The 25239-nt window shown below is 73.8% G+C and carries 23 protein-coding genes; 13 read left to right on the forward strand and 10 right to left on the reverse strand.

All coding sequences use genetic code 11. From position 1 onward, the window contains the following. Positions 1 to 183: 183 nt before the first annotated feature. Positions 184 to 753 (reverse strand): GNAT family N-acetyltransferase, encoded by a 570-nt coding sequence (locus tag ACRAKJ_RS01440; RefSeq protein WP_438921045.1) that lies wholly within the window; start codon positions 751 to 753, stop codon positions 184 to 186. Positions 754 to 844: 91 nt separating this feature from the next. Between ACRAKJ_RS01440 and ACRAKJ_RS01445 the strand changes: the two genes are divergently transcribed. Further along, the gene (locus tag ACRAKJ_RS01445; protein ID WP_438921046.1) at positions 845 to 1570 is read left to right on the forward strand and encodes an oxidoreductase; all 726 of its coding nucleotides are present in this window, start codon (positions 845 to 847) and stop codon (positions 1568 to 1570) included. Between the two features lie 174 nt (positions 1571 to 1744). Here the strand turns inward: ACRAKJ_RS01445 and kynU are convergent, their stop codons facing one another. Together kynU and ACRAKJ_RS01455 are read right to left on the reverse strand one after the other, a co-directional pair. Then, on the reverse strand, positions 1745 to 2869 hold the full coding sequence (gene kynU / locus ACRAKJ_RS01450; RefSeq protein WP_438921047.1) for a kynureninase: 1125 nt from the start codon (positions 2867 to 2869) through the stop codon (positions 1745 to 1747). Beyond that, entirely contained in the window at positions 2866 to 3681 is an 816-nt protein-coding gene (locus ACRAKJ_RS01455) for a tryptophan 2,3-dioxygenase family protein (RefSeq protein ID WP_438921048.1), read from the reverse strand. Before ACRAKJ_RS01455 ends, kynU begins: the two co-directional genes overlap by 4 nt. A gap of 107 nt (positions 3682 to 3788) precedes the next feature. On the opposite strand from ACRAKJ_RS01455, the gene ACRAKJ_RS01460 reads away from it, so the two are divergent. Next, positions 3789 to 4238 (forward strand): winged helix-turn-helix transcriptional regulator, encoded by a 450-nt coding sequence (locus ACRAKJ_RS01460; protein ID WP_438921049.1) that lies wholly within the window; start codon positions 3789 to 3791, stop codon positions 4236 to 4238. On the opposite strand, the gene murQ is transcribed toward ACRAKJ_RS01460, so the two are convergent. From murQ to ACRAKJ_RS01490, 6 genes are all read right to left on the reverse strand, one after another. After that, positions 4207 to 5142: an N-acetylmuramic acid 6-phosphate etherase gene (gene murQ / locus ACRAKJ_RS01465; RefSeq protein WP_438921050.1), complete on the reverse strand. Its 936-nt coding sequence runs from the start codon at positions 5140 to 5142 to the stop codon at positions 4207 to 4209. The two genes, ACRAKJ_RS01460 and murQ, sit on opposite strands and share 32 nt — an antisense overlap. Beyond that, positions 5139 to 6056 (reverse strand): SIS domain-containing protein, encoded by a 918-nt coding sequence (locus ACRAKJ_RS01470; protein ID WP_438921051.1) that lies wholly within the window; start codon positions 6054 to 6056, stop codon positions 5139 to 5141. The genes murQ and ACRAKJ_RS01470 overlap by 4 nt, the downstream gene beginning before the upstream one ends. A 100-nt stretch (positions 6057 to 6156) precedes the next feature. Beyond that, on the reverse strand, positions 6157 to 7809 hold the full coding sequence (locus ACRAKJ_RS01475) for a serine hydrolase (protein WP_438921052.1): 1653 nt from the start codon (positions 7807 to 7809) through the stop codon (positions 6157 to 6159). A gap of 11 nt (positions 7810 to 7820) precedes the next feature. Beyond that, entirely contained in the window at positions 7821 to 9089 is a 1269-nt protein-coding gene (locus tag ACRAKJ_RS01480) for an exo-beta-N-acetylmuramidase NamZ domain-containing protein (RefSeq protein ID WP_438921053.1), read from the reverse strand. Between the two features lie 5 nt (positions 9090 to 9094). Then, positions 9095 to 10855 carry a glycoside hydrolase family 3 N-terminal domain-containing protein gene (locus ACRAKJ_RS01485; protein WP_438921054.1) on the reverse strand — a complete coding sequence of 587 codons (1761 nt, stop codon included), beginning with the start codon at positions 10853 to 10855 and terminating at the stop codon, positions 9095 to 9097. Between the two features lie 568 nt (positions 10856 to 11423). Then, positions 11424 to 12236, reverse strand: a complete 813-nt coding sequence (locus ACRAKJ_RS01490; protein ID WP_438921055.1) for an HAD-IB family hydrolase — start codon at positions 12234 to 12236, stop codon at positions 11424 to 11426. Positions 12237 to 12734: 498 nt separating this feature from the next. Between ACRAKJ_RS01490 and ssd the strand changes: the two genes are divergently transcribed. The 8 genes from ssd (at position 12735) to ACRAKJ_RS01530 (ending at position 18809) form a co-directional block, all read left to right on the forward strand. Then, a complete protein-coding gene (gene ssd / locus ACRAKJ_RS01495; protein ID WP_438921056.1) occupies positions 12735 to 13790 on the forward strand; it encodes a septum site-determining protein Ssd in 1056 nt (351 codons plus the stop codon). 399 nt (positions 13791 to 14189) lie between these two features. Continuing rightward, complete coding sequence (locus ACRAKJ_RS01500) at positions 14190 to 15320, forward strand: TadA family conjugal transfer-associated ATPase (protein WP_438921057.1); 1131 nt, start codon at positions 14190 to 14192, stop codon at positions 15318 to 15320. Next, positions 15317 to 16081 carry a type II secretion system F family protein gene (locus tag ACRAKJ_RS01505; protein ID WP_438921058.1) on the forward strand — a complete coding sequence of 255 codons (765 nt, stop codon included), beginning with the start codon at positions 15317 to 15319 and terminating at the stop codon, positions 16079 to 16081. Before ACRAKJ_RS01500 ends, ACRAKJ_RS01505 begins: the two co-directional genes overlap by 4 nt. A gap of 343 nt (positions 16082 to 16424) precedes the next feature. Beyond that, entirely contained in the window at positions 16425 to 16979 is a 555-nt protein-coding gene (locus ACRAKJ_RS01510; protein WP_438921059.1) for a type II secretion system F family protein, read from the forward strand. A 17-nt stretch (positions 16980 to 16996) separates the two neighbouring features. After that, positions 16997 to 17158, forward strand: coding sequence for a DUF4244 domain-containing protein (locus ACRAKJ_RS01515; RefSeq protein ID WP_438921060.1), 162 nt, complete (start codon positions 16997 to 16999; stop codon positions 17156 to 17158). A 59-nt stretch (positions 17159 to 17217) separates the two neighbouring features. Next, the gene (locus tag ACRAKJ_RS01520) at positions 17218 to 17589 is read left to right on the forward strand and encodes a TadE family type IV pilus minor pilin (protein WP_447008853.1); all 372 of its coding nucleotides are present in this window, start codon (positions 17218 to 17220) and stop codon (positions 17587 to 17589) included. Then, positions 17552 to 17944 (forward strand): Rv3654c family TadE-like protein, encoded by a 393-nt coding sequence (locus ACRAKJ_RS01525; protein ID WP_438921062.1) that lies wholly within the window; start codon positions 17552 to 17554, stop codon positions 17942 to 17944. Before ACRAKJ_RS01520 ends, ACRAKJ_RS01525 begins: the two co-directional genes overlap by 38 nt. Positions 17945 to 18209: 265 nt before the next feature. Beyond that, positions 18210 to 18809 carry a bifunctional DNA primase/polymerase gene (locus tag ACRAKJ_RS01530; RefSeq protein ID WP_438921063.1) on the forward strand — a complete coding sequence of 200 codons (600 nt, stop codon included), beginning with the start codon at positions 18210 to 18212 and terminating at the stop codon, positions 18807 to 18809. On the opposite strand, the gene ACRAKJ_RS01535 is transcribed toward ACRAKJ_RS01530, so the two are convergent. Continuing rightward, positions 18779 to 21169: a DEAD/DEAH box helicase gene (locus tag ACRAKJ_RS01535; protein ID WP_438921064.1), complete on the reverse strand. Its 2391-nt coding sequence runs from the start codon at positions 21167 to 21169 to the stop codon at positions 18779 to 18781. The two genes, ACRAKJ_RS01530 and ACRAKJ_RS01535, sit on opposite strands and share 31 nt — an antisense overlap. A gap of 235 nt (positions 21170 to 21404) precedes the next feature. Here ACRAKJ_RS01535 and ACRAKJ_RS01540 point away from each other — a divergent pair, with 235 nt between their 5' ends. The 3 genes from ACRAKJ_RS01540 (at position 21405) to ACRAKJ_RS01550 (ending at position 25106) form a co-directional block, all read left to right on the forward strand. Next, on the forward strand, positions 21405 to 23744 hold the full coding sequence (locus ACRAKJ_RS01540; RefSeq protein WP_438921065.1) for a sodium-translocating pyrophosphatase: 2340 nt from the start codon (positions 21405 to 21407) through the stop codon (positions 23742 to 23744). 124 nt (positions 23745 to 23868) lie between these two features. Further along, entirely contained in the window at positions 23869 to 24450 is a 582-nt protein-coding gene (locus ACRAKJ_RS01545; RefSeq protein WP_438921066.1) for a hypothetical protein, read from the forward strand. A 38-nt stretch (positions 24451 to 24488) separates the two neighbouring features. Next, entirely contained in the window at positions 24489 to 25106 is a 618-nt protein-coding gene (locus ACRAKJ_RS01550) for a hypothetical protein (protein ID WP_447008854.1), read from the forward strand. Positions 25107 to 25239 lie beyond the last annotated feature (133 nt).

The following is a 25239-nucleotide window of genomic DNA, read 5'->3' on the forward strand; positions in this document are numbered from 1 at the left end:
GCACTGACCGTAGTGCGATTCAGCTCACTGCGCACCCAAAAGGTTCAGACCAATTTTGGCCGGTTTCGAAACGCGTGGGTAACTGTGTAACCCGGTCCCGCGGCACTGACCACCGTGATCCGGCCGAACGACACACAAGTTGCGACGAGCGGCACCTCGCGTGAGACAGGTCACGCGGGCGGGTCAGCTGTGCAGGCGGGCCTTGAGCGCCGGCCACTCGGCGGCCGTCATCGAGTACACGACGGTGTCGCGCAGCGTGCCGTCCGGGCGGACGCGGTGCACCCGCAGCACGCCCTCGCGGGTCGCGCCCAGCCGTTCGATCGCCTTCTGCGACCGCTCGTTGCGCAGGTCCGTGTGCCAGCCGACGCGGTGCGCGCCGAGGACCTCGAACGCCCTGGTCAGCAGCAGGAGCTTGGCGTCGGTGTTGAGCGCGGTGCGCTGCCAGCGCGTGCCGATCCAGGTGTGGCCGATGTAGAGGCCCCGGTGCACCGGGTCGATCTCGTAGTACGACGTGGTGCCCGCGACCTCGCCGGTGCGGGGGTCGACCTGCGCCCAGGGCAGGCGGTCGGGGTCGGCGAGCGCCCGTTCGACGTAGGCGCGGGTGTCGTCGAGGGTCTTCGGCTGGTGCGAGCTGAGCCACGTCCAGGTGTCGGGGTCCTTGCCCGCCTCGTGCAGGCCCTCGGCGTGGTCGGGCGACAGGGGTTCGAGGCGGACGTGGGAACCGGTGAGCACAGGGCGGTCGTACCAGGTCATGCGGCGAACCTATCCCGACGATTGGCCTGTTCGGATAGCCAATTCCGGCTTGGTGCGAATAGCCACTTACCGGCGGGTAGTGTGCGGTCCCGTGACCGATCCGCTCGCCCCGCTGCTGGGCCTGCCCGGTGTGGCCGACGCCGTCGACTCGGCCCGCGACGCCGTGTTCCAGGTGCACCGGCACCGGGTGAACCTGCGCGGCTGGGCGACCACCGCGGCCGAGGCGTCCGTGCGCGCCGCCCGCGCCTCCGCCGCGCTCGAAGGCGGTGCCACCGACATCCCCGAGGACGGTTCGGTCACCGACCCCGTGCTGGCGGGTGCGCTGCGCGTGGCCGAGGCGCTGGGCGTGCTGCTGCCGACGTGGCAGCGCGCGCCGCTCCAGGCGCTGGCCAGGCTGCACGTCCTGGCGGGGGCCGACCTGGGCGGTGAGCTGGGCCGTCCCCGCGCGGTGCCGGACGTGTCGCAGCGCCTGGGCCTGCTGGCCCAGCTGGTGACCGGCGGCACGTCCGTCCCCGGTCCGCTGCTGGTGGCCGTGGTGCACGGCGAGCTGATGTCGCTGTCGCCGTTCGGCACGGCCAACGGCGTCGTCGCCCGCGCCGCGTCCCGCCTGGCGTCCATCGCGACGGGGCTCGACCCGAAGTCCCTGGGCGTGCCGGAGGTGATGTGCCTGCGCCGCCGCAACGACTACGCCGCCGCCCTGCACGGCTTCTCCACCGGTGACCCCGAGGGCGTCACCCGCTGGCTCCTGTTCCACTGCGAGACCCTCGAAGCCGGCGCCCGCGAAGCCCGCAGCATCGCCGACGCCGCCACCCCCTGACCCCGCGAGAGTCCAACGCCCAGGCCCCGAGAGTCCAACGCCGGGGCCCCGAGAGTCCAACACTCAGGACCCCTGAGCTCTACGTTCCGGACGTAGAACTCAGGGGTCCTGGAGGTACGACTCTCGCGACCTGAGCGTTGGACTCTCGGGGCCTGGAGGTTGGACTCTCGCGGGTCAGAGGAGTTCTTTCAGGGTGGTCGCGGCCCGCTCGGCCTCGTCGAACGTGTTGTAGAGCGGCGCGAAGCCGAAGCGGAGGACGTCCGGCGGGCGGTGGTCGCCCAGGACGTCGCGGGCCGCCAGCTCCTCCACCAGCCGCCGCGCCTCCGGGTGCCGCAGGCTGACCTGGTGGCCGCGCCGCTCGTCGGCCGGGGTGATCACCTCGATGCCCGGCAGGCCCTCGACCAGGCGCATGAAGTGCGCGGTCAGCGCCAGGCCCTTCGCCCGCACGTCCACCAGCGACACGTCGTCCCACACGTCCAGCGCGGCGTCGAGCGCCAGCATCGACAGGATGTCCGGCGTGCCCACGCGCGCCCGGGACACGCCGGGGTCGGGCGTGTACTCGTCCGCCATCGCGAACGGCACCTCGTGGCCCGTCCACCCGGTCAACGGCTGCTCGAACGCGTGCTGCGCGTGCTTCGGCACGTACAGGAACGCGGGCGACCCGGGCCCGCCGTTGAGGAACTTGTACGTGCAGCCGACCGCGAGGTCCACGCCGAGCGCGTCCAGCTCGATCGGCAGCACGCCGGCGCTGTGGCACAGGTCCCACACGACCTTCGCGCCCACGTCGTGCGCCTGCCGCGTCAGCTCCGCCATGTCCAGCAGCCGGCCGGTGAGGTAGTCGACGTGGTTGAGCAGCACGACCGCCGTCGTGTCCCGCAGGTCCAGCTCCTCCGGCGGCGCGGGCCGCAGCGCGAGCCCGGTCAGCTCCGCCACCGACCGCGCGATGTAGCCGTCGGTGGGGAACGTCCCGGCGTCGACCACGATCTCGGCCCGGTCGGTGTTGCGGACCGCCGCCATGAGCGCCTTGAACAGGTTCACGCTCGTCGAGTCCGCCACCACGACCTGGCCGGGGCCCGCGCCGACGAGCCGCCCGATCCGGTTGCCGACCCGCTCCGGGGCCTCCCACCAGCCCTCGGACCAGCTGCGGATGAGCCGGCGGCCCCACTGCCGCTCCACGACGTCGCGCACGCGCCCGGCCACGGCCTTCGGCGGCGCGCCGAGCGAGTTGCCGTCCAGGTAGACGACGTCGTCGTCCAGGTCGAACAGGTCGCGCACGTGCGCCAACGGGTCGACGTTCACACGTAGCTCCTCGCGGTCCACAGTTCGGGGAAGACGGAGCGCTGCGCGCGCTTCTCCAGCCACGCGACGCCGGCCGAACCGCCGGTGCCGGTCTTCGCGCCCATCGAGCGGCGGGTCGCGAGCAGGTGGTCGTGCCGCCAGCGGGTGAACTCCTCGGCGACGTCGGTCAGCGCCTCGCCCAGCTCCAGCAGGTCGCGCGGCCCGTCGCGGTAGACGTCCGCCCACACCGCCTCGACCTCGGCGTTGGGCCGGTAGCCCTCGCTGACGTCACGGGTGAGCACGTCGGCGGGGATCGGCTTGCCCCGGCGGTGCAGGAGCGCGAGCACGTCGTCGTACAGGCTCGGCTCGTGCAGCAGCGCCTCCAGGGCGTCGTGCTGGGCCGGCACGGCGCGGTGCGGCACGAGCAGCGAGCGGGACTTCTCGCCGAGCAGGAACTCCACCTCGCGGTAGCGGCCGGACTGGAAGCCCGAGCCCTCGCCGAGGGCGTCCCGGAACGAGTTGAACTCGCCGGGCGTCATCCGGGCGATGGGCCGCCACGCCGCGTTCAGCGCCTGCATGTGCAGCTCGCTGCGGCGCAGGGTGCGCACGGCGCCGGGCACGTCGTCGGCGCGCAGCTCCCGCTGGGCGTGCCGCCACTCGAAGCACAGCAGGCCGAAGTACAGCTCCATGACCTGCGTGACCACCAGGAACGACATCTCGCGCGGGTCGTCGGACCACTGCTGCTGGAGGCCGTGCAGCACGGAGGCGTGCACGTAGTCCTCGTAGGGCGTGGTGCCGCCGAAGTCGAGTTTGGGTGGGACCGGACACGTCATGACCACCATCATCGCCCGGCGATCGGGTGATCTGAAGAGCTGTCGGGATACCCTGACCAGCGAACTTCTCACGTTCACAAATGATTCGGACGGATGGCTTCACGGTCATGAACATCGAGCTGGACGGTGTCGACCGCGCCCTGCTGGAGGCGCTCCAGGACGACGCGCGGCTGTCGTACAACGAGCTGGCCCGGCGCGTGCACGTGTCGCCGCCGACCGCGGCGCAGCGGGTGCGGCGGCTGGAGAACGCGGGCGTCATCACCGGCTACCGCGCGACGGTCGACCCGACGGCGGTGGGGCGGCCGGTCGTCGCCCTGGTCCGGATGAAGTGCTACGGCGCGCGGTGCATCACCGTGCACCCCGAGCTGCTCGACGACTGCCCCGAGGTGGTCGAGGTGGTGCGGCTGACCGGTGACATCTGCTCGGTGGTCAAGGTCGTCACCACGTCGGTCAGCGAGCTGGAACGGATGCTCGTGCGGCTGGGCGGCTACGGGGAGACGTCCAGCGCGATGGTCCTGTCCACGCCTATCCCGTGGCGCCCGGTGCCAACAGGCTGAGCGCCTGCCGCACGTGGCCCTGCGTCCGGTCCAGCGCGTCGGCGGCCCGCGCGGTCGGCACGTCGGCCAGCAGGTGCACCAGCGCCACCTTGAGGTCGCCGCCCGCGTCGGCCAGCGCCGCCGCGCAGTCCTCCTCGGTCAGGCCGGTCGCCTCGCGCAGGATGCGCACCGTGCGACCGCGCAGCTTGGCGTTCGTGGCGCGCATCGACACCATCAGGTTCGAGTAGGTGCGGCCCAGCCGGACCATGACCGCCGTCGAGAACGACGTCAGCACCAGCTTCTGCGACGAGCCCGCCTTCATCCGGGTCGACCCGGCGATGGCCTCCGGACCGGTGTCCACCGCGATCAGCACGTCGACGTCGACGGGTGCGGGCGCGGTCGGGTTGTTCGACACCAGGACCGTGCGGGCGCCCATCGTGCGGGCCTCCTCCAGCGCGGCCACGACGAACGGCGTGCGGCCGGACGCCGTGACGCCCAGCACCAGGTCGCCCGCCGCCGCGTGCCTGCGGATCTCGGCGGCGCCGGCGGACGCCTGGTCCTCCACGTTCTCCACCGCGTTGACCAGGGCCTCCCGCCCGCCCGCGTGGTGCGCGACGAACCAGTCCGGCGGCGCGTTGAACGTGGGCACCAGCTCGGCGGCGTCGAGCGTGGCCAGCCGGCCGGACGTGCCCGCGCCCACGTAGTGCACCCGTCCGCCGGCCCGCAGCGCGCCCACGGCCAGGTCGGCGGCCCGCGCCAGCTCGGGCAGCACGGCGGCCACCGCGTCCGGGACCAGGTGGTCCTCGGTGTTGATCAGCCGCAGCACGTCCAGCGTGGACAGCCGGTCGATGTCCTCCGTCCTCGGGTTCCTGGCCTCGGTGGGGGATTCCACGGTGACCACGACGTCGTGCCGCGGCGGCGTCATTTAGCGGTCTCCCGGCGACGCCGGCCGTCCGGCCTGGCGCCCAGCCGGTGGCCCGCCACCGCGTCGTACGTCGCCTCCAGGGCGGTCTTCGCGCTGTCCACGTGCCGCTGGGCGACCCCGATGAACAGGCAGTCGATGACGGTCAGCTGCGCGATGCGGCTGGCCATCGCGCCCGAGCGGAACGTGGTCTCGCGGGCCGCCGTGGTCAGCACGTGGTCGGCGACCTCGCTGATCGGCGAGCGCGGGAAGTTCGTCAGCGCCACCGTGGTCGCGCCCCGGTCGCCGGCGACCCGGAGCGCCTCGACGGTCTCCGAGGTCGAGCCGGTGTGCGAGATGCCGACCGCGACGTCCGCGGGGGTGAGGACGGCGGCGGAGGTGAGCGCGATGTGCGTGTCGTTCCACGCGAAGCAGGTGCGCCCTATGCGGTGCAGCTTCTGCTGGAGGTCGAAGGCGACGAACGCGCTGGCCCCGAACCCGTAGACGTCCACCCGGCCCGCGGCCGCGACCGCCTCGACGACCGCTTCGAGCGTGTCCACGTTCAGCTGCTCGGCGGTCTCCTCGACCGCGCGCGCGTCGGCGAACGCCACCTTGCCCACGACTTGCCGCAGGTCGTCGCCCGGACCGATGTCGCCGCCCAGGTCCCGGTCGGTGCGCATCGACGTGCGCGCGGTGTCGGCGGCCAGCGCGATGCGCAGCTCGGGGTAGCCGCCCACCCCGATGGCCTTGCAGAACCGGGTCACCGTCGTCTCGCTGGTCCCCGCGGCCTCGGCGACCTCGGTGATGCTGCGGTGGGCGACGGTCGCCGGGTTGTCCAGCACGACCTTGGCCACCCGCTGCTCCGCGCGGGCGAGGCCCGGCAGGAGCGAGCGGATCGTGACCAGGGGGCTGGTGTCGGCAGTGCTCTCGGTGGACACGTGGGAAACTTACTAACCGTTCAACGGGCGGTCAACGCAGGGTGGGTGCAACTCACCCCAACCGTGACCGAATCCCACCGGTTGGCGGCAAGGCGGGTGACTAACGGTCCGCTACCCGCCACCCTGCGGAGTGCAACCCCTCCGGTTCGCGCTCCGCGTCGAGCAGGACGCCCCGCCGGTCGGTGATGCGCACCGAGTCGACGTACGCGCCCCGGCCGCCGTACCCGGTGCCCTGCGCGTACCGCCAGCGGAACGCCAGCGCCGCCCCGGTCACGACCTCGACCCGTTCCCACCGCCGCTGCCCGTACCCGCTCAACACCTTGATATCGCGCCACGTCGTGCCGTCGTTAGTCGCCTCCACCACGACCGAGTCGGCCGGGTCGAGGTCGACGAACGCGTCGAACACCAGTTTCTGCTGCTCGGAGCGCTGTTCCAGGGGGCGGGTGGTGAGCGTGCCGCCGGCCGTGACCGGGGTGTGCGCGGTGCCGTGCCGGGGTTTCACGGCCATCGCCCGCGCCAGGCCGTCCGCGACGACCCGGCGGGCCGGGTTGATCGAGCCCCAACCGCGGCTCGGGTGCACGCGGTTGGTCAGCAGGATCGCGATCGACCCGGACAGCGGGTCGAGCACCAGCGTGGTGCCGGTGAACCCGGTGTGCCCGGCGGCCCTCGGCGAGGTCAGCGCGCCCATGTACCAGCGCTGGTCCAGCTCGAAGCCCAGGCCGTGCGAGTTGCCCGGGAACGCCTGGTTGAAGTCGGTGAGCATCAGCTCGACGGTCTCGGGACGCAGGACGCGCCGCCCGCCGTACGAGCCGCCGTTGAGGATCGCCTGGCCCAGCACGGCCAGTTCGCGGGCGGTGGAGAACACGCCCGCGTGCCCGGCGACACCGCCCAGCGACCACGCGTTCTCGTCGTGCACGACGCCGCGCACGACGCCCCGGTTCGCCTGGTACTCGGTCGCCGCGATCCGGTCGAGCTTGCTCGCGGGCGGGTTGTAGCCGGTGTCCTTGAGCCCCAGCGGCGCGGTGATGCCCTCGCGGACCAGCACGTCCAGCGGCTTGCCCGACCACTTCCGCGCCAGCAGGCCCAGCGTGATCAGGTTCAGGTCGGAGTAGACGTAGGCGGTGCCCGGCGGGTTGACCGGCGTGGTGTCCATGACGGCCTTCACCCGCGACGGCACGTCCGGGTACTGCGACCACAGCGGCAGCCACGCCACCAGGCCGGACGTGTGCGTCAGCAGCTGCTTCACCGTGATCGACGACTTGCCGTTGACGCCGAACTCGGGCAGGTGCTCGGCGACCGGGTCGTCCAGCCCGAACCTGCCCAGCTCGTGCTGGCGCATCACGACGACCGACGTGAACAGCTTCGAGATGGACGCCAGGTCGAAGATCGTGTCGCGGGTCATCGGCACCCGCTGGTCCTCGGGCAGCTCGACGCCCGAGCCGTCGCCGTAGCGGACCGCCCAGCCCGTCGGCTCGTGCGTCACCACGGTGCCCTCGTGCGCGAGCAGCGTGACGGCGCCCGCGAACAGGGGGTGACCGGTCGCGTCGGGCCGCGTGTACTGCTCGACCCGGTCCAGGGCGGCGTCGATCGGGGCCGGGTCGAGCCCGACCCGTTCCGGGGTGCCGGCGCGCAGCACGGAGCTGTGCGCCCAGCCGTCGTGCGGCCGGTCGAAGCGGGCCTCGCGGCCCCCGGTGGCGTGGGCCGGCGTCGTGATCACGAGGGTGGTGGCGACAAGCAGGGCGGGGACGCGCATCGCTTCTCCATCTACCGGTAGCGCAGGTATTGCCGGCGGGTGCGGTCGAACGCGGCGAGCTCCTCGGACCAGGCGCCGACCACCTCGTCGGTGCCCGCGCCCGCGTCGACCATGCGGCGCATCCGGTCCGAGCCGCTGAGCTTGTCGATCCAGTTGTCCGGTCGCCACGCGAACACCTGCGGGAACCGGGCTTTCGCGGCGACGATCATGGCCACGGCGGTGCGCGGCGCGTCGAACCGGTCCGGGTCGGTGAGGTGCAGGGCCACCCCGCCGCACAGCTGGTTCGCGAACTTGTTGAACGTCGGCGTGAAGTGGGTCTCGCGGAACCGGACGCCCGGCAGGTCCAGCGCGTTCAGGTCCTCGGCCCACCGCCAGTCCAGGCCCGGCGCGCCGATCGTCTCGAACGGGCGGGTCGTGCCGCGGCCCTCGGAGAACACCAGGCCCTCGAACAGGCACGTGCCGGGGTAGACCAGCGCGGTGTCGCGCGTCGGCACGTTGGGGCTGGGCGGGACCCACGGCAGGCCGGTGTCGAGCCGGTCGCGGCGCCAGCCCCTGACGTCGACGACCTCCAGCTCGGCCACCCGGCCGCCGTCGGCCGGCAGGAACTCGCCGTTGAAGAACCGGGCCAGCTCGCCGATCGTCATGCCGTGCTGCTGGGCGATCGGCTTGCGGCCGACGCCGGTGGCGTAGGCCGGGTCGAGCTGCGGGCCGCGGGCCGTGCCGCCGACCGGGTTGGGGCGGTCGAGGACGACGAACCGCGCGCCGGTCGCGGCGGCGGCCTGCATCGCCGTGTACATCGTCCAGATGTAGGTGTAGAAGCGCGCGCCGATGTCCGCGATGTCGAACACCAGCGTGTCCACGCCCGCCTTGGCGACCATGCCGGCGAACTTGGCGGCGTTCGCGCCGTACGCGTCGTAGACCGGGACGCCGGTGCGCGGGTCGAGGTAGTCGCCCTCCGAGCCGCCGGCCTGCGCCGTGCCGCGGAAGCCGTGCTCCGGGCCGAACGCGGCCACCGGCACCACGCCCGCGGCGACCATCGAGTCGACGACGTGGGTCTGGTCGCGCAGCGCGCCGGTCGGGTTGGTGACGACGCCGACCCGGCGGCCCGCGAACCGCCGCCAGCCGTCGGCGGCCAGCTGCTCCGCGCCGGTCTCGACCGCCCTCGGCCGGTCGGGGTGGGCGGACGCGGCGGGGGACAGCGCGGCGGGGGGCAGTGCGGAGGGCAGTGCGGCGAGGGCGGGCGCGGCGAGCGCGCCGGCGAGGAAGTTCCTGCGGTCCACGGCGCTCACCAGGCCAGGCCGTGGCCGAAGGGGTACGGCGTGGGGCCGGGCACGTCCACCGGCAGCTTCCCGGCGGGCCGCACCTCGCCGGTGATCACCCGGGCCAGCGACTCCATCGACACCGCGCTGTAGGAGTAGGTGGCCAGCCACGTCGGCGCGGCGGTGTGCGCCACGTCGTACGGGTTCTGCGCGGCCACCGCGACCACGGGCTTGCCGGTGGCGAGCAGCCTGGTCAGCAGGGTCTGCTGGGCCGGCCGGGCGGCCAGGCCGTTGGTCAGCACGACCACGAGGTCCGCGTTCGCCGCCGCCTGCACGGCGGCGGCGACCTGCGCCTCGGTGGGCGCGGTGCCGGTCGGCAGGGCCGTGCCGCCCAGGACGCCCGCGAGGGTGCGCGTCGTCGTCTCGCCCCAGCCCGTGACCAGGGCCGCGGTCGGCTTCGCGGCGAGGGGCAGCACGCCCGCGTCGTTGCGCACGGCGGTGACGGTGCGGTCGGTGATGCGGCGCGCGTCGGCCAGGTGCGCCGGCGCGCCGACGACCGAGCCGACCCGGTCCACGTCCACCCGCGGGCTGGTCAGCACGCCGCGCAGCAGCTTCATCCGCAGCACCCGCAGCACGCTCAGGTCGATCCGCCGCTCGGTCAGCTCACCGGCGCGCACGGCCGCCAGCACGCTGTCCACCGCGAGCTGGAGGTCCACCGGCATCAGCAGCTGGTCCACGCCCGCCTTGAGCGCCAGCACGGGGATCTCGGCGTCGCTGTGCAGCTGCCGCACGCCCGCCATCGCCAGCGAGTCGGTGATGACCACGCCGTCGTAGCCCAGCTCTCCGCGCAGCAGGTCCAGGGTCGGCTTGGACAGCGTCGCCGGCTCGCCCGACGGGTCGATCCTCGGCATCTGGATGTGCGCGGTCATGATCGAGTCGACGCCCGCCGCGATGGCCGCCTCGAACGGCGGCGCGTCCAGCTCCCGCCACTGCTCGGCGGTCCGGTCCACGGTCGGCAGGCTCGTGTGGCTGTCCTCGGCGGTGTCGCCGTGGCCCGGGAAGTGCTTGGCGGTGGCGCTCACCGCGTCCGTCGCCAGGAAGCGGCCCTGGTAGCCGCGCACCTGGGCGGCGGTCAGCTCGGCGGCCAGCGCCGGGTCGCCGGAGTACGAGCGCACGCCGATCACCGGGTTCGCCGGGTTCGAGTTGACGTCCGCGTCCGGCGCGAAGTTCTGGGTGATGCCCATCGCGCGCAGTTCGAGGGCGGTGACGCGGGCGGCGCGCTCGGCGTCCTGCGCGCTGCGGCCCGCGCCGAGCGCCATGTTGCCCGGGAACTGGGTGGCGGGCGCGCCGATGCGGGTGACGATGCCCATCTCCTGGTCGGTGGAGATGGCCAGCGGGACGCGGCTCGCGCGCTGGAGCCCGTTGGACAGGGCGGCGATCTGGCGCGGTGTGTCGATGTTGTCGTAGCTGGAGTTGTTGAAGTAGATGACCCCGCCCGGCTGGAACTTCGCCACCACCTCGGCCGGGGTGGCCACACCGAAGTCGCGCAGGTTGCCGGGGTGCTGCTCGTCCGGCGCCTGGCCGTGCACGTAGGTGACGAACAGCTGGCCGACCTTCTGCTCCAGCGTCAGGCCGCGGAGCACGGCGGCGGCCTGCTGCCGCGCCTGGTCGGCCACCCGCGCCTGGTCGACCTGCGCCCGGTCGGGCGCGGCGGCGGCGGGGAACAGGGGTGGCGCGGCGGCGGAAGCCACGACCACGGCGATGGCGGCGACGAGCGGACGGAGCACTGCGTCCTCCCCACGTGGAAAACTTCCACCAGCAGGTGGTCGTAATCCGCAAGTTACCCACGTCACAGAGACGGGTCAACGGGTTGCGTTGCGTGGGAATTGTGCGGTGGAGGACCGACGGGAACCGGGCGTTGGCGGGTCACCCGATCGGGTGCGGTTTCGCGAACCGGCCGCGGACAGACGTCGGGCCCCTCTTCCGAGGGGCCCGACGTCGCGGCGCGGACTGTCGAGTTACCAGGCGTGCAACTCGTGTCGTACCGACCTGGCCTCGGCGTCCGGCGTCCCGGTACGCAGGCCCTAGACGACAAGCCTCCCGCGGCGTGCTGCGCGTGGGTGTCTCGAAGTCCGCGCACGGAGCTCTGCCGGGGAGGACGCCGCTTCTCTTCCGCTTCGTCCCTGGCCGACCCGAGGTCCGCACCTCCATTTGTAGTACGTGTCCGGCGTCACAGCAAGCACTCGATGGGGTGCACCGATCACGCGACGCCGGGTAGCGGTTCCCTTGCGGTGACAGCGTTTTCGGCGTTCGGCGGTGGTCGGTACCGCTGTCCGGGCGGACGCGCCGGGTGAATCAGCTCCGGCGTCGGCGGCGCAGCCCGTACCAGGCCGCGCCCGCGACCGTCGCCGCGCCCAGGCCGATGGCCGTGACGGCGACCGCCGTGCCCGAGGGGCGCGGGATGCGGGCGCGCAGCGACACCGGGTCGGAGAACGTCAGCACCGGCCAGCCCCGCCGGTCCGCGACCCGGCGCAGCGCGCGGTCCGGGTTGACCGCCGTCGGGTGGCCGACCGCCTCCAGCAGCGGCAGGTCGCTGATCGAGTCCGAGTAGGCGTGGCAGCGGTCCAGGTCGTAGTCGTGCTCGTCGGCGAGCTGCTTCACGGCGATGGCCTTGTTCTCGCCCGCGCAGTAGAAGTCGACGTCGCCCGAGTACCGGCCGTCCGAGACGACCATCCGCGTGCCCACGCTGTGCGTGGCGCCGACCATGGTGGCGATCGGGGCGACCAGCTCCGCGCCGGACGCGGACACCACGACGACGTCGTGGCCCTCGTCCTTGTGGTCGGCGATGAGCTGCGTCGCCTCCTTGTAGACCAGGGGGTCGACGATGTCGTGCAGCGTCTCCTCGACGATCGAGCGCACCTGCCCGACGTCCCAGCCCTGGCAGAGCGCGGTGATGTGCGAGCGCATCCGGTCCATCTGGTCGTCGTCGGCCCCGGCCAGCATGAAGACGAACTGGGCGTAGGCGCTCTTGAGCACCGCACGCCGGTTGATGAGGCCCTCTTGGAAGAACGGCCGGCTGAACGCCAGCGTGCTCGACCTGGCGATGACGGTCTTGTCCAGGTCGAAGAACGCGGCGACGCGGCTGCCCTCGGTGGCGTGCTCGGTCACGGCCCCAGCTTAGGGCGGGCGACTGGTCGGGTCGGCGCGAATCCGTTCGTCTTTTTACGAACTGGGTGTGGGTAGGGCGAAATTTCCGCTTCCCTCTAACGGAAGACACGCAAGACCTTGTCCCGTGGGGATACAGTAGACGGGTCCGGCTCGACCGGACGGGTTCAGTCCGACCCCCCGGGACTGAACCGATGACGACCCCCGTCCCTCCCCCCTGGCGGGGGTCGTCCCATGTCCGGGGTCGGTTCGGCCCCGTGTTCCGGGTGCTCCCCAGCCGCCTCGCGCGGCCTCCCGCCGCCTCCCGCGCCGCGTTCCGGACGGGCGCCGCGCGCCGGCTCCCCGAGTGCCGCCGCCCTCCTCCGCGCCGGCCGCACCGCGAGTTGTCCACAGGTCGCGGAGTTGTCCACATGTTGATCATGGCTCGTTGTGTCCTTCCTCACCGCCCGCGACCGTGGGACCCGAAGATCCGCTCCGGATCGGTCGAGCTCGGGAGGAACGATGGAACGGCCCGTGGTCCTGGTGTCCGACGCGGCGCTGCTGGACGAGGTCCTGCACGCCGCCGCGGTGGTCGGCTGCGAGGTGGAGCGCGCCGCCGACGTGCCCGCGCTGCGCGCCCGCTGGCAGGATGTGCCGCTGGTGGTGCTGGACGAGGCGGCGGCGGAGGCGTGCGCCGCCGGGGAACTGCCCCGCAGGTCAGGGCTGCACGTCGTGGCCACCGGTCCACCGGGTGAGGCGACGTGGCGGCGCGCCCTCGCGCTGGGCGCGGAGCAGGTGCTGGAGCTGCCGGCCGGCCAGGCGGCGCTGCGGGCCGCGTTCGCCGACGCCCTCGAAGGTCCCTCCGGCGACGGTCGGGTCCTCGCGGTCCTGGGCGCGCGTGGCGGTGCGGGCGCGTCGGTCCTGGCGGTGGCCGTGGGCCAGGCCGTGCTGTCGTCCGGCGGCCACGGCCTGCTGGTCGACTGCGACCCCCTCGGCGGCGGCCTCGACCTGACGCTGGGCGCCGAGCGCCAGGAGGGCCTGCGGTGGCCCACCCTGCACCTCAAGGGCGGTCGCGTCCCGGCGTCGGCGCTCCGCTCGGCGCTGCCCGGCCGCACCGGCAAGCGCGGCAGCCTGACCGTGCTGTCCTGCGGCCGGACGGGGCCGGGCCCCGAACCCGCCGCCGTGGTGGCGGTCGTCGAGGCGGGCAGGCGGGCGGGCGGCACCGTCGTGTGCGACGTCCCGCGCCAGCTCACCGCCGCCGCGTGCGCCGCGCTCGACCGGGCCGACCTGGCGGTCATGGTCGTGCCCGCGGACGTCAAGGCGTGCATGGCCGCGCAGCCCCTGGTCGACCAGGTGGCCGACCGGGGCGTCCAACTGCGCGCCGTGGTGCGCGGCCCGTCACCGGGCGGCCTGACCAGCGACGAGGTGGCCGAGGCGGTCGACCTCCCGCTGCTCACCACCATGCGCCCGGAACGCCGCCTCGCCGCGGCCCTCGACCAGGGCCGCTTCCCCGAAACCGCCCGTGGCCCGCTGGCGAAAGCGGCCCGAGAAGTACTGGCAGCCCTCAATGAGCACTGATCCCGTGACCTCCGACCCGTCCACCGCCGAACCCGCGAGCGCCGGGCCGAAGCCCACGCTCGCCCACCACCCCGAGCACAAGCCCACGGCGGCCTTCCGCACCTACCGTCCCGGTGCGCCTACCGACCCCGACGCGAGTCCGCCGACCCGGCGCGAGTGCCGGTCCGGTCCGGGCGCCTCGCCCGACCCGGCGGCCCGTGCCCCAGGAGCCCGTGTCCCAGGAGCTCACGCCCCGGAAGCCCACGACCCGAAGACCTGCGACCCGGTAGTGGGGTCGGGGTGTGACCGGGCGGTGGGGTCGGGGTGCGGCGGTGCCACCGCCATCCCCTGGCCCCGGCTGCCGCTCGGCGAGACCGAGGACTTCCGGTCCCGCACCTCCCGTACCTGGTGGGGTGCGCGATGAGCGATCTCGTCGAGCGCGTCCGCCTGCGCCTGGCCAACGGCAGCGGCGACCTGACCTCCGCCGCGGTCGCCGAGGCGGTCCGGGGCGAGGCGGGTGGGGTGCTCGGGGACGAGGACGTCCAGCGGGCCCTCGCGGTGCTGCGGCAGGAGTTCGTCGGGGCCGGGCTCCTCGAACCCCTGCTGCGCGACCCGGACACCACTGACGTCCTGGTCACCGCCCCGGACCAGGTGTGGGTCGACGGTGTCGGCGGCCTGCGCCGCACCGGGATCTGCTTCCCCGACGAGGCGGCCGTGCGCCGGCTCGCCCAGCGGCTCTCGGCGGTGGCCGGGCGGCGGCTGGACGACGCCGCGCCGTACGTCGACGGGTGGCTCCCCAGCGGGGTGCGCCTGCACGCCGTGCTGCCGCCCGTCGCGCCGTCGACCTGCCTGTCGCTGCGCGTGCTCCGGCCGGCGGTGCACGACCTGGCGGCGTTGCGGAGCTGCGGCACGTTCGACGAACCCACCGCCGACCTGCTGCGGGCGATCGTCCTGGCCCGCCAGGCGTTCCTGGTCGTCGGCGGCACCGGGTCCGGCAAGACGACGCTGCTCGCCGCCCTCCTCGGCTGCGTGCCGCACGGCGAACGCGTGGTCTGCGTGGAGGACGCGGGCGAGTTGCAGCCCGACCACCCGCAGGTCGTGCGGCTGCTCGCGCGGGGCCCGAACGTCGAGGGCGCGGGGGAGGTGACGTTGCGCGACCTGGTCCGCCAGGCGTTGCGGATGCGCCCCGACCGGATCGTCGTCGGCGAGGTGCGCGGCGCCGAGGTGTGCGAGCTGCTGTCCGCCCTCAACACCGGCCACGACGGCGGTGCGGGCACGTTGCACGCGAACTCGCCCGCCGAGGTGCCCGCGCGGCTGGAGGCGCTGGCCGCGACGGGCGGGCTCGGGCGGGCCGCGCTGCACAGCCAGGTGGCCGCCGCCGTCAAGGTCGTGCTGCACGTGCGGCGCGCCGTCGACGGCACCCGCCACCTCGCCGAGGTCGGCGTGCTCGACCACCGGGACGGGCGGCTCGCCGTGACGCCCGCGTGGCGGCGCGACGGCGGCTGGCAGGAGGCGGGCGACCGGCTCAAGGCCCTGGTGGGCTGGTCATGAGCTGCCTGCTCCTGGCCGTCGCGCTCCTGCTCGTGCCGTCGTCGCCCGCCCGGCGGCGGCTGGCCGGGCTGCGCCGCTCACCGCCGCGCCGCCGGGTGCCCGCGCCCACCAGGCTGGTGGTGGTCGTGGCGGGTGCGGCGCTCGGCCTCCTGGCCGGTCCCGGCGGCGCGGTGGCGGGCGGCGTGCTCGCCGCGGCGGTGTGGCGGGCGCACCGCGACACCACCCGGCAGCGGGTGCGGCTGAAGGCGGCCGGTGCGCTCGCCGACGGCCTGGGCGGGTTCGTCGCCGAACTGCGGTCGGGTGCCCACCCGGCCGCCGCCGCCACCGGGGCGGCCGAGGACGCCGAGCAGCCCGCCGGGGACGTCCTGCGCGCCATCGCCTCCACGTCGGCGCGCGGCGGCGACGTGGAGGCGGCCCTGGCGGACTTCCCGGACGCCCGCCACCTGGCCAGGGCGTGGCGGTTGTCCGCGGACCACGGCGTGCCGCTGGCCGACGTGGTGGACGCGGTCCGCCGCGACCTGGACAGGAGGACGGCGTTCGCCAGGCAGGTGCACGCCCGCATGGCGGGGCCGCGGGCCAGCGCGGCGGTCCTGGCCGGCCTGCCGCTGTTCGGCGTCCTGCTCGGCGAGGTGAGCGGTGCGGCACCGCTGGCCGTCCTCACCGGCACCGCGCCCGGTCAGGTGCTGCTGGTGGTCGGCGTGGCGCTCATCAGCGGTGGGCTGCGGTGGAGCGGGCGGTTGACGAGGCAGGTGGTCGCGTGACGGCGCCGGGCTCGCCGGCGGTTGACGCGGTGTCCGCCGCCGGCGGGGTGGTGGAGCGGGTGGCTGTCGGAGCGGCTGGTCGCGTGGCGGTGCCCGGGACGGTGACAGCCGGCGCGGTGTCCGCCGATGGCGGGGGTGTGGCGTGGCGGGCGGTTGACGAGGTGGCCGGTGGCGTGACGGCGCCAGGAACGGCGGTGACCGGTGCCGGCGGTGGGGTTGCGGTGTGGCGGGCGGCTCTTGGAGCGGCCGGTCGCGTGGCGGTGGCGGGATTACCGGCGGCCGGTGCGGTGCCTGTCGGCGGCGGGGCGCGGTGGCGCGGGCGGTTGTCGGGGCGGGTGGTCGCGTGACGCTGTTCCTGTTGGCGTTGGCGCTGGTCGTGTTCCCGGCGCGGCCCGCCGCGAGCGTCCGGCTGAAACCTCCGCCCGCGCGGCCCCGGAAGGTCGGGCCGCGCCCGCCGGACCCGTTCGCGCAGGCGGCGACCTGGGACCTGCTGGCCGCCGCGCTGCGGGCGGGGTTGCCGGTGGCCCGGGCGGTGCACGCGGTGCTGGCGGGTGTGCCGCCGGGGGCCGCCGAGCGGCTCCGGGAGGTCGGCGACCTGCTGAGCCTGGGCGCGGACCCGGTGACGGCGTGGGCGGGTGCCCTGCTCCACCCGGACACCGCTCCGCTGGCGCGGGCCGCCCGGCGCACCGCGAGGTCGGGTGCCGCCCTGGCGGGTGCCGCCGCCGACCTGGCGGTGGAGGCCAGGGCGGCGATCGCCGACCAGGCCGAGGCGCGGGCGCAGCGGGCGGCCGTGCTGGTGGCGGGACCGCTGGCGCTGTGCTTCCTGCCGGCGTTCCTGTGCCTGGGCGTCGTGCCGGTGGTGATCGGTCTGGTCGGCAGGGTGGGGGAGAACTGGTGATTGTCCACAGTGGAGGGATGGAGACGGTGGGAGAAGAAGGGATGTCGACGGCCGAGTACGCGATCGGCACGTTGGCCGCCGCGGCGGTGGCGATGGTGCTCTACGGGATCGCCACCGCCGACTGGCTCGCGGTCGCGGTCCAGGAACTGGTGCAGCGCGCCTTCACGGTGGGCTTGTGAACGGCCGCGCGGTGCGGCGGGTGGCGAATTCGCCGCCACCGCTGGGAGATCGGGGCGCGGTGACGGTCGAGGCCGCTGTCGCGGTGTGCGGGTTGGTCGTCGTGCTGGCGCTCGGGGTCGGGGCCGTGATGGCGGTGGTCGGGCAGTTGCGGTGCACGGACGCGGCGCGGGAGGTGGCTCGGGTTGTCGCGCGCGGGGACGACGGGGCGGCACGAGGGGTGGTGGACGCCGTTGCGCCGGAAGGAGCTTCGTTCGACGTGCGGCGGGAAGGAGGAGCGGGCGGGACGGGGGCGTGGGTCGAGGTGCGGGTGTCGCGGTTCGGGATCGAGTTGCGGGCTCGGGCCTACGCCGTCCTGGAACCGGGAGTGCAGGAGTCGGGAGGGGACGAGCGGGGTGTGGCGGAGGGGGAGGTGGTGGGGCCGGCCGGGTGACGGGGCCGACCGGGAGGGCGGGGGTGGCGAGCGCGGGGCCGCCTCGGTCGTCGCGGTGGCCGTGGTGGGGGTGTGGGGTGCGTTGGTGCTGGTCGGGGTGCTGGTGGGTGAGGCGGCGATCGTCCGGCACCGCGTCGCCGCCGCCGCCGACCTGGGCGCCTTGGCGGCGGCCTCGTGGGTGGTCGAGGGGGTGGACGCGGCCTGCTCGCGGGCACGGGTGGTCGTCGAGCGGATGGGCGGGCGGTTGGACGGGTGCGCGGTCGACGGGTGGGAGGTGGAAGTGGTGGTGAGCGGTGAGGAGGCGGTGTTCGGCGCGCCGAGCGCTCGGGCGCGGGCAGGTCCGGCCGAAGGGTGAGCACCGCACGACACGGTGAACGGTCGGTCGGCGGCGGTGAGCGGACTCACACGACCGCATATCCGCGGCCTCGCCGGGGATGAGCGGTCCCGGGGCCGTTCAGCCGCACCGCGCGGCCGCCGCGCTCGCCGTGCCACATCGCCCACTTGTCGACTGCGGGTTACCAGAACCCCCGGTCATGCCGTTAGTTCAAGTGGCGGCACCAACGCGGTGTCGAAGAACGCCCGACACGGTGTCGTGGTCGCACAGAGGAGGCGAACGGAAGATGGAGTGGTCGGATAGCTGGCGCGGGGCATTCCGCATCGAGCTGCGCGCGGAGGCGGTCACCCTCGCGTGGCACGGGTGGTCTGTGCTGCCGGGCACCTATCCGGCGGGCGGGCAGTGGGCCGGCCGCGACGGGGTGGAGCACCACGGCCCCGTCCCCGTGCACCACGACTGGGAGGCGCGCGTCGGCACCAGCGCCGACGAGGTCGCCACCTGGTGGGCCGGCCAGTCCTACAGCATCCTGCTGGCCACCGGTCACGGCGTGGACGCCGTCGAGGTCGGCGCCGACCTGGGCCACCGCGCCGCCGTCGCGCTGCGCGCCACCGGCAACCCCGTCCCGATCGTCGCGACCCCGGCCGGGCGGTGGCTGTTCCTCGTCGCCTCCGGCGGTTCGGTCCGCGTGAACGACGACGTCCGGCACTACGCCGCCGGCGAGTACGTCCCGCTGCCGCCGAGCCCCGCGCACCACGGGGTCGTGCACTGGCGGGTCAAGCCCCAGGTCTGCGGGTGGGACCTGCCGCCCGCGAGCGTCGTCCAGGACGCCCTGCGCCTGGCGCAGAGCACCCCGACCTACGACCTGGTCACCGCCGACCGGTCGTGACCACCGTGGCCGTGCCGGACGTCGTGGGGCCTCTCCCCGACGAACCCGAGCACGACGTCCAGCACGGCCACCCCGCCCGCCTTGTCCAGCGGATCGTTGCCGTTCCCGCACTTGGGCGACTGAACGCAGGACGGGCACCCGGCCGGACACGCGCAAGCAGCGATGGCCTCCCTAGTAGCGACCAACCACGGGACTACCGCGTTGAACCCGCGGTCGGCGAACCCGGCACCCCCCGGATGACCGTCGTGCACGAACACCGTCGCCTCCCCGGTGTCCTGGTGCAGTGCGGTCGAGACGCCGCCGATGTCCCAACGGTCACAGGTCGCGAAGAGCGGTAGCAGGCCGATCGCCGCGTGTTCGGCGGCGTGCAGTGCGCCGGGGACGCGCGCCGGAGCCAGACCGGCGCCCCCCGGCGCACTGCCCAGCAACCCCGCCGAGACCGTGTACCAGACCGCGCGGGTGACGAGGGTCTGCGCGGGCAGGTCCAGCGGCACCGAGTCGACGACCTGGCCGGACGACAGCTTCCGCAGGTAGCCGACCACCTGCGAGGTCACCTCCACCTCGCCGAGGCAGACGGTCACGCCCCCGAAGTCCCGCCGCTCCACCTCGCGGACGATCGAGATGTCCTTGGTGTCGCGGGCCGTCGTCGACCAGTCCGGCCGCTCGGCGTGCACCAGGGCGATCCCGCTGTCCAGGTCGAGCCGGTCCACCACGTACGACTCGCCCTGGTGCAGGTAGACGGCCCCGTCGTGGACGGTCCGGTGCGCCGCGCCCGGGTCGACCGTGCCGAGCATCCGGCCCGAGTCGGCCTCCACGACCACGACCTGCTCGCCGCCCGAGCCGCGGATGTCGACCTCGCCGTGCGGCCGGTCGCGGGACGTCCAGTACCAGCCGTTCGGGCGACGGCGCAGCACCTTGCGCCCCACCATGTCGTCGAGCACGGCCAGCGCCGCGTCGCCGCCGAAGTCGGTCAGCGCGTCGGGCGTCAGCGGCAGCTCGGCGGCGGCGCAGGCGAGCTGGGGCTCCAGGACGTACGGGTTCGCCGGGTCCAGCACCGTCGCCTCGACCGGCTTGTGCAGCACGGCGGACGGGTTGTGCACCAGGTAGGTGTCCAGCGGGTCGTCGCGGGCGACGAAGACGACGAGCGCGTCGGAGTCGCCGGTGCGGCCGGCGCGGCCCGCCTGCTGCCAGAACGACGCGAGCGTGCCCGGGAACCCGGCGACGACGACCGCGTCCAGGCCGACGATGTCGACGCCCAGTTCGAGGGCGTTGGTGGTGGCCACGCCGAGCAGGTCGCCGGACGACACGGCGCGCTCCAGGGCGCGGCGCTCCTCGGGCAGGTAGCCGCCGCGGTAGGCGGCGACCCGGCCCGCCAGCTCCGGGTCGACCTCGGCGAGCACGCGGCGGGCGCCGAGGGCGGTCAGCTCGGCGCCCACCCGGGAGCGGACGAACGCGAGCGACCGCGCGCCCTCGACGACGAGGTCGGCCAGGATGCGCGAGGTCTCCGCGCCCGCCGACCGGCGGACCGGCGCGCCGTTCTCGCCCTCCAGGTCGTCCAGCAGGGGCGGTTCCCACAGCGCGACCGTGCGGGCCGCGCGGGGCGAGCCGTCGTCGGTGACGGCGGTGCACGGCAGGCCGAGGAGGGCGGAGGCCGAGGACGCGGGGTCGGCGACCGTGGCCGAGGCCAGCACGAACACCGGGTCTGCGCCGTAGCGGTTCGCGATCCGGCGCAGGCGGCGCAGCAGCAGCGCCACGTGGGAGCCGAACACGCCCCGGTAGGTGTGGCACTCGTCGACCACGACGTACGACAGCCCGCGCAGGAACCTGATCCAGCGGGCGTGGTGGGGCAGCACGCCGCGGTGCAGCATGTCGGGGTTGGTGAACACCCAGTTCGCGTGCGCCCGCACCCAGTCGCGTTCCGCCATCGGCGTGTCCCCGTCGAACGACGCGGCGCGCACGCCCGGCAGGCCCAGCGAGTCGACGGACCGGAGCTGGTCCGCGCCGAGCGCCTTGGTCGGTGACAGGTACAGAGCTGTTGCCCGCGACGTCGTGCCCGGTGCGGCGACGAGGGCCGAGAGGACCGGCAGCTGGTAGGCGAGCGACTTCCCCGAGGCCGTGCCCGTGGCGACGACGACGTGCTTGCCGTCCCGCGCGAGGTCGGCCGCCTCCGCCTGGTGCCGCCACGGTTCCCGCACACCGCGGTCGACCAGCGCGGACACCACCTCGGGCGAGGTCCAGGAGGGCCACGGCGCGTGGCGCGCGGGCCGGGCGGGCAGGTCCTCGCTGTGCGTCAGCGGGGATTCACCGACCGGGACCCCGGCGAGCACCCGGTCCAGCAGACGACGTCCCTGGTTCACCACGGACCGCAGCTTCGCACACGGTGTCGACACGGTGTTCGCTTCCAGTGTGGATAACGGTGTGTGTACGGATCGGAGCGGGCCGTTGCCTCCTTGCCGGCTATGAATAGACTCCGCCGCTATCGCGTCCAATGAGGGATGCATCACGTTGTGTCGGGGCTGACAGTCGCGTGAGTGACCCGCCTCACACAGCGGGGTGCCCCCGGAGTTGGGCTAGGAAAACTCACCAGGAGGACGGATGTCCCGGCAATTCCTCGCGGAGGGCCTCGAGCTCTCCGGAGGTGATCGCGGCCTAGTCGCCGTGGTCGCCGTGGTCGCGCTGGCCGCCCTGGCCGTCGGGTACGTGCTGCTTCGCGAGGTGCTGGCCGCGGGCCAGGGCACCGCCAAGATGCAGGACATCGCCAAGGCGGTCCAAGAGGGCGCAGCGGCCTACCTCAACCGGCAGTTCCGCACGCTCGGCATCTTCGTGGTCGTCGTGTTCGTGCTGCTGTTCGCGCTCCCCGCCGACGACATCGGCGAGCGCATCGGCAGGTCGCTGTTCTTCATCGTCGGCGCGGTCTTCTCGGCGATCATCGGCTACCTCGGCATGTGGCTGTCGACCCGCGCGAACGTGCGCGTCGCCGCCGCGGCCAAGGAGGCCGGTGGTCGGGAGAAGGCCATGCGGATCGCGTTCCGCACCGGTGGCGTGGTCGGCATGTTCACCGTCGGCCTGGGTCTGTTCGGCGCGGCCCTGGTCGTGCTGGTCTACGCGGGGCAGGCCCCGAAGGTGCTGGAGGGCTTCGGCTTCGGCGCCGCCCTCCTGGCGATGTTCATGCGCGTCGGCGGCGGCATCTTCACCAAGGCCGCGGACGTCGGCGCCGACCTGGTCGGCAAGGTCGAGCAGGGCATCCCCGAGGACGACCCGCGCAACGCCGCGACCATCGCGGACAACGTGGGCGACAACGTCGGCGACTGCGCCGGCATGGCGGCGGACCTGTTCGAGTCCTACGCGGTGACGCTCGTGGCGTCGCTGATCCTGGGCACGGCCGCGTTCGGCACGCAGGGCCTGCTGTTCCCGCTGATCGTGCCCGCCATCGGCGTGCTGACGGCGGTCATCGGCGTCTACATCACCAGCGCGCGCACGGGCGAGAACGGGCTGTCGGCGATCAACCGGTCGTTCTACATCTCGGCGGTCATCTCGGCGGTGCTGTGCAGCGTGGCGGCGTTCGTCTACCTGCCCAGCACGTTCGGCGCCCTGGAGGGCGTGTCGGACGAGATCAAGGGCGTCAGCGGCAACCCGGCGCTGATCGCGGCCGTCGCCGTCATCATCGGCATCGTGCTCGCGGGCGTCATCCTCTGGCTGACCGGCTACTACACCGGCACCGAGCACAAGCCGGTCAAGGAGGTCGGCCGGACCTCGCTGACCGGTGCGGCCACCGTCATCCTGTCCGGCATCTCGGTCGGCTTCGAGTCGGCCGTCTACACGGCGCTGGTCATCGGCGCGGCGGTGTACGGCGCGTTCCTGCTGTCCGGCTCCGTCGTCGTGGCGCTGTTCGCGGTCGCGCTGGCCGGTTGCGGCCTGCTGACCACGGTCGGCGTCATCGTCGCCATGGACACCTTCGGCCCGGTCTCGGACAACGCGCAGGGCATCGCGGAGATGTCCGGCGACGTCGACGGCGAGGGCGCGCAGATCCTCACCGAGCTGGACGCGGTGGGCAACACCACGAAGGCGATCACCAAGGGCATCGCGATCGCGACGGCCGTGCTCGCGGCGACCGCGCTGTTCGGGTCGTACAAGGACGCGATCTCGCAGGCCCTGACCAAGGTCGGGATCGGCGCCGGCGACGTGCCGGTGTCGTTCTCCAACCTGGTGTCCGACCCGAACGTGCTGGTCGGCGTGATCATCGGCGCGGCCGTGGTGTTCATGTTCTCCGGCTTGGCCGTCAACGCGGTGACGCGGGCGGCGGGCGCGATCGTGTTCGAGGTGCGCCGCCAGTTCCGGGAGAACCCCGGGATCATGGACGGCACCGTGAAGCCGGAGTACGGCCGGGTCGTGGACATCTGCACGCGCGACTCGCTGCGCGAGCTGGCCACGCCGGGCCTGCTGGCCGTCATGGCGCCGATCGCGGTGGGCTTCGGCCTGGGCGTCGGCCCGCTGGCCGGGTACCTGGCCGGCGCGATCGCCACCGGCACGCTGATGGCGGTGTTCCTGGCCAACTCCGGTGGCGCCTGGGACAACGCGAAGAAGCTCGTCGAGGACGGCAACCACGGCGGCAAGGGCTCGGACGCCCACGCGGCCACCGTCATCGGCGACACGGTCGGCGACCCGTTCAAGGACACCGCCGGCCCGGCCATCAACCCGCTGATCAAGGTGATGAACCTGGTCTCGGTGCTGATCGCGCCCGCGATCGTGACGTTCTCGGTGGGCGCGGACGCGTCGGCCGGGGTGCGGTACGCGATCGCGGTCGTGGCCGTCGTGGTGATCGTGGCGGCCGTGGTGATCTCGAAGCGCCGGGGCACCGTGATCTCCGACGAGCCGCCCGCGCCGTCCGCGCCGGCCTCGTCCGAGGGGGCGTCGGTGGCCAACGGCGCCGCGTAGGCGTCGACGCGGGAACCGAGCGCACGGTGGCGGGGCGTCCTGACGGGCGCCCCGCTCCCGTTGGTGCCCGTTCGTCCGGTCGGGGCACACTGGGTGCGATGACCGAGACGTTGGGAGCCACTCGATGAGGCTGTCTGTGCTGGTCGCGACGGCGGCGCTGGTCGTCGCCGGGTGTTCGTCCGGGGACGGCGGCACGCCCTCGCCCGCGTCGTCGTCTTCGGCGTCGTCCGCGGACGCGGCGGTCGCCTACGTGGACAAGGTGTGCACGGCGGCGTCCACGTTCGTCACCGCGCCCAAGACGCCGCCCCAGCTCGACGCGGGCGACCCGGCCAAGCTCAAGGCCGACATGGCGGCGTACATGGGCCAGATGGCCGACGCCTACAACCGGACGGCGGAGGCGCTGCGCGGGGTCGGGCCGTCGCCGGTGGCCGGCGGTGACGAGCAGGTGGGGGCGATGGCGACGACGTTCGCGGACATCGCCAAGAACTTCTCCGACGCCAAGGCGGCGCTGGAGGCGGCGGACGCGAACGACCAGACGGGCGGCCTCCAGGCCGCCGGCGAGGCGATCGCGCGCCTGGACACGTTCGTGGAGCCCTTGAAGGCGCTGGACGCGTCGCCGGAGCTGACGGCGGCGGCGGAGAAGGCCCGCGCGTGCCAGGGGCTGCGAAGGTTGACTCCTACCGGATCGGCGGTACCCACCACGTAGTAGGTTGCTCGGTCTCTTGCCAATCCTTTGGGGGAATTGTGAAGCATCGTGTCACCCTTGCGGGTGTCTTCGCCGCCGTTCTGGTGAGCGCGGCGTGCGGTGGTGGCTCCGGCGCCGCGGGCAACGGCTCCAGCGCCGCGTCCGCCACCCCCACCACCACCTCGTCGGTCGCGGCGAAGTCCGACCCGGTCCAGTGGACGGGGACGTTCTGCGAGGGCATCGGCCCCACGATCGAGGGCGTGCTCGCGCTGCTCAAGACGATGTTCGAGGGTGGCGCCGAGGACCCGGCCGTGCAGAAGGCCGCGCTGCTCGACTACAGCTCCAAGGCCGGGACGTCGCTGAGCGCCGCCGGCGAGAAGATGGAGGACCTGGGCGCGCCGTCGGCCGACGCGCAGGCCCTGCACGACGAGCTGGTGAAGTTCTTCACCGAGTCGGGTGAGACGCTGTCCAAGGTCAACACCGAGCTGGCCGCGCTGGACCCGGCCGACCCGGAGTTCGCGACGAAGCTGGAGCAGCTCGGCGGCGACCAGGCCGACCCGTCCAAGCTCCAGGAGCAGATCAAGAAGCTCCAGGACGACCCCGAGCTGGGCCAGGCGTTCAAGCAGGCGCCCGAGTGCGTGGCGCTCCAGGAGAAGATGCAGTCGCTGGGCGGCTGACGCGCGGCGCGCGGCCCCGGTCCGCGCGCCGGACCGGGGCCGTCACCGGTGGTGGCGGTGGTGTTCGTGGGGTTCGTGGTTCAGTCGTTTGGCTACTGGCCGGCGTCGAACGTGTGTTCTACGCTGCTGCCCC

The organism is Saccharothrix sp. DSM 118769 (assembly GCF_052936295.1).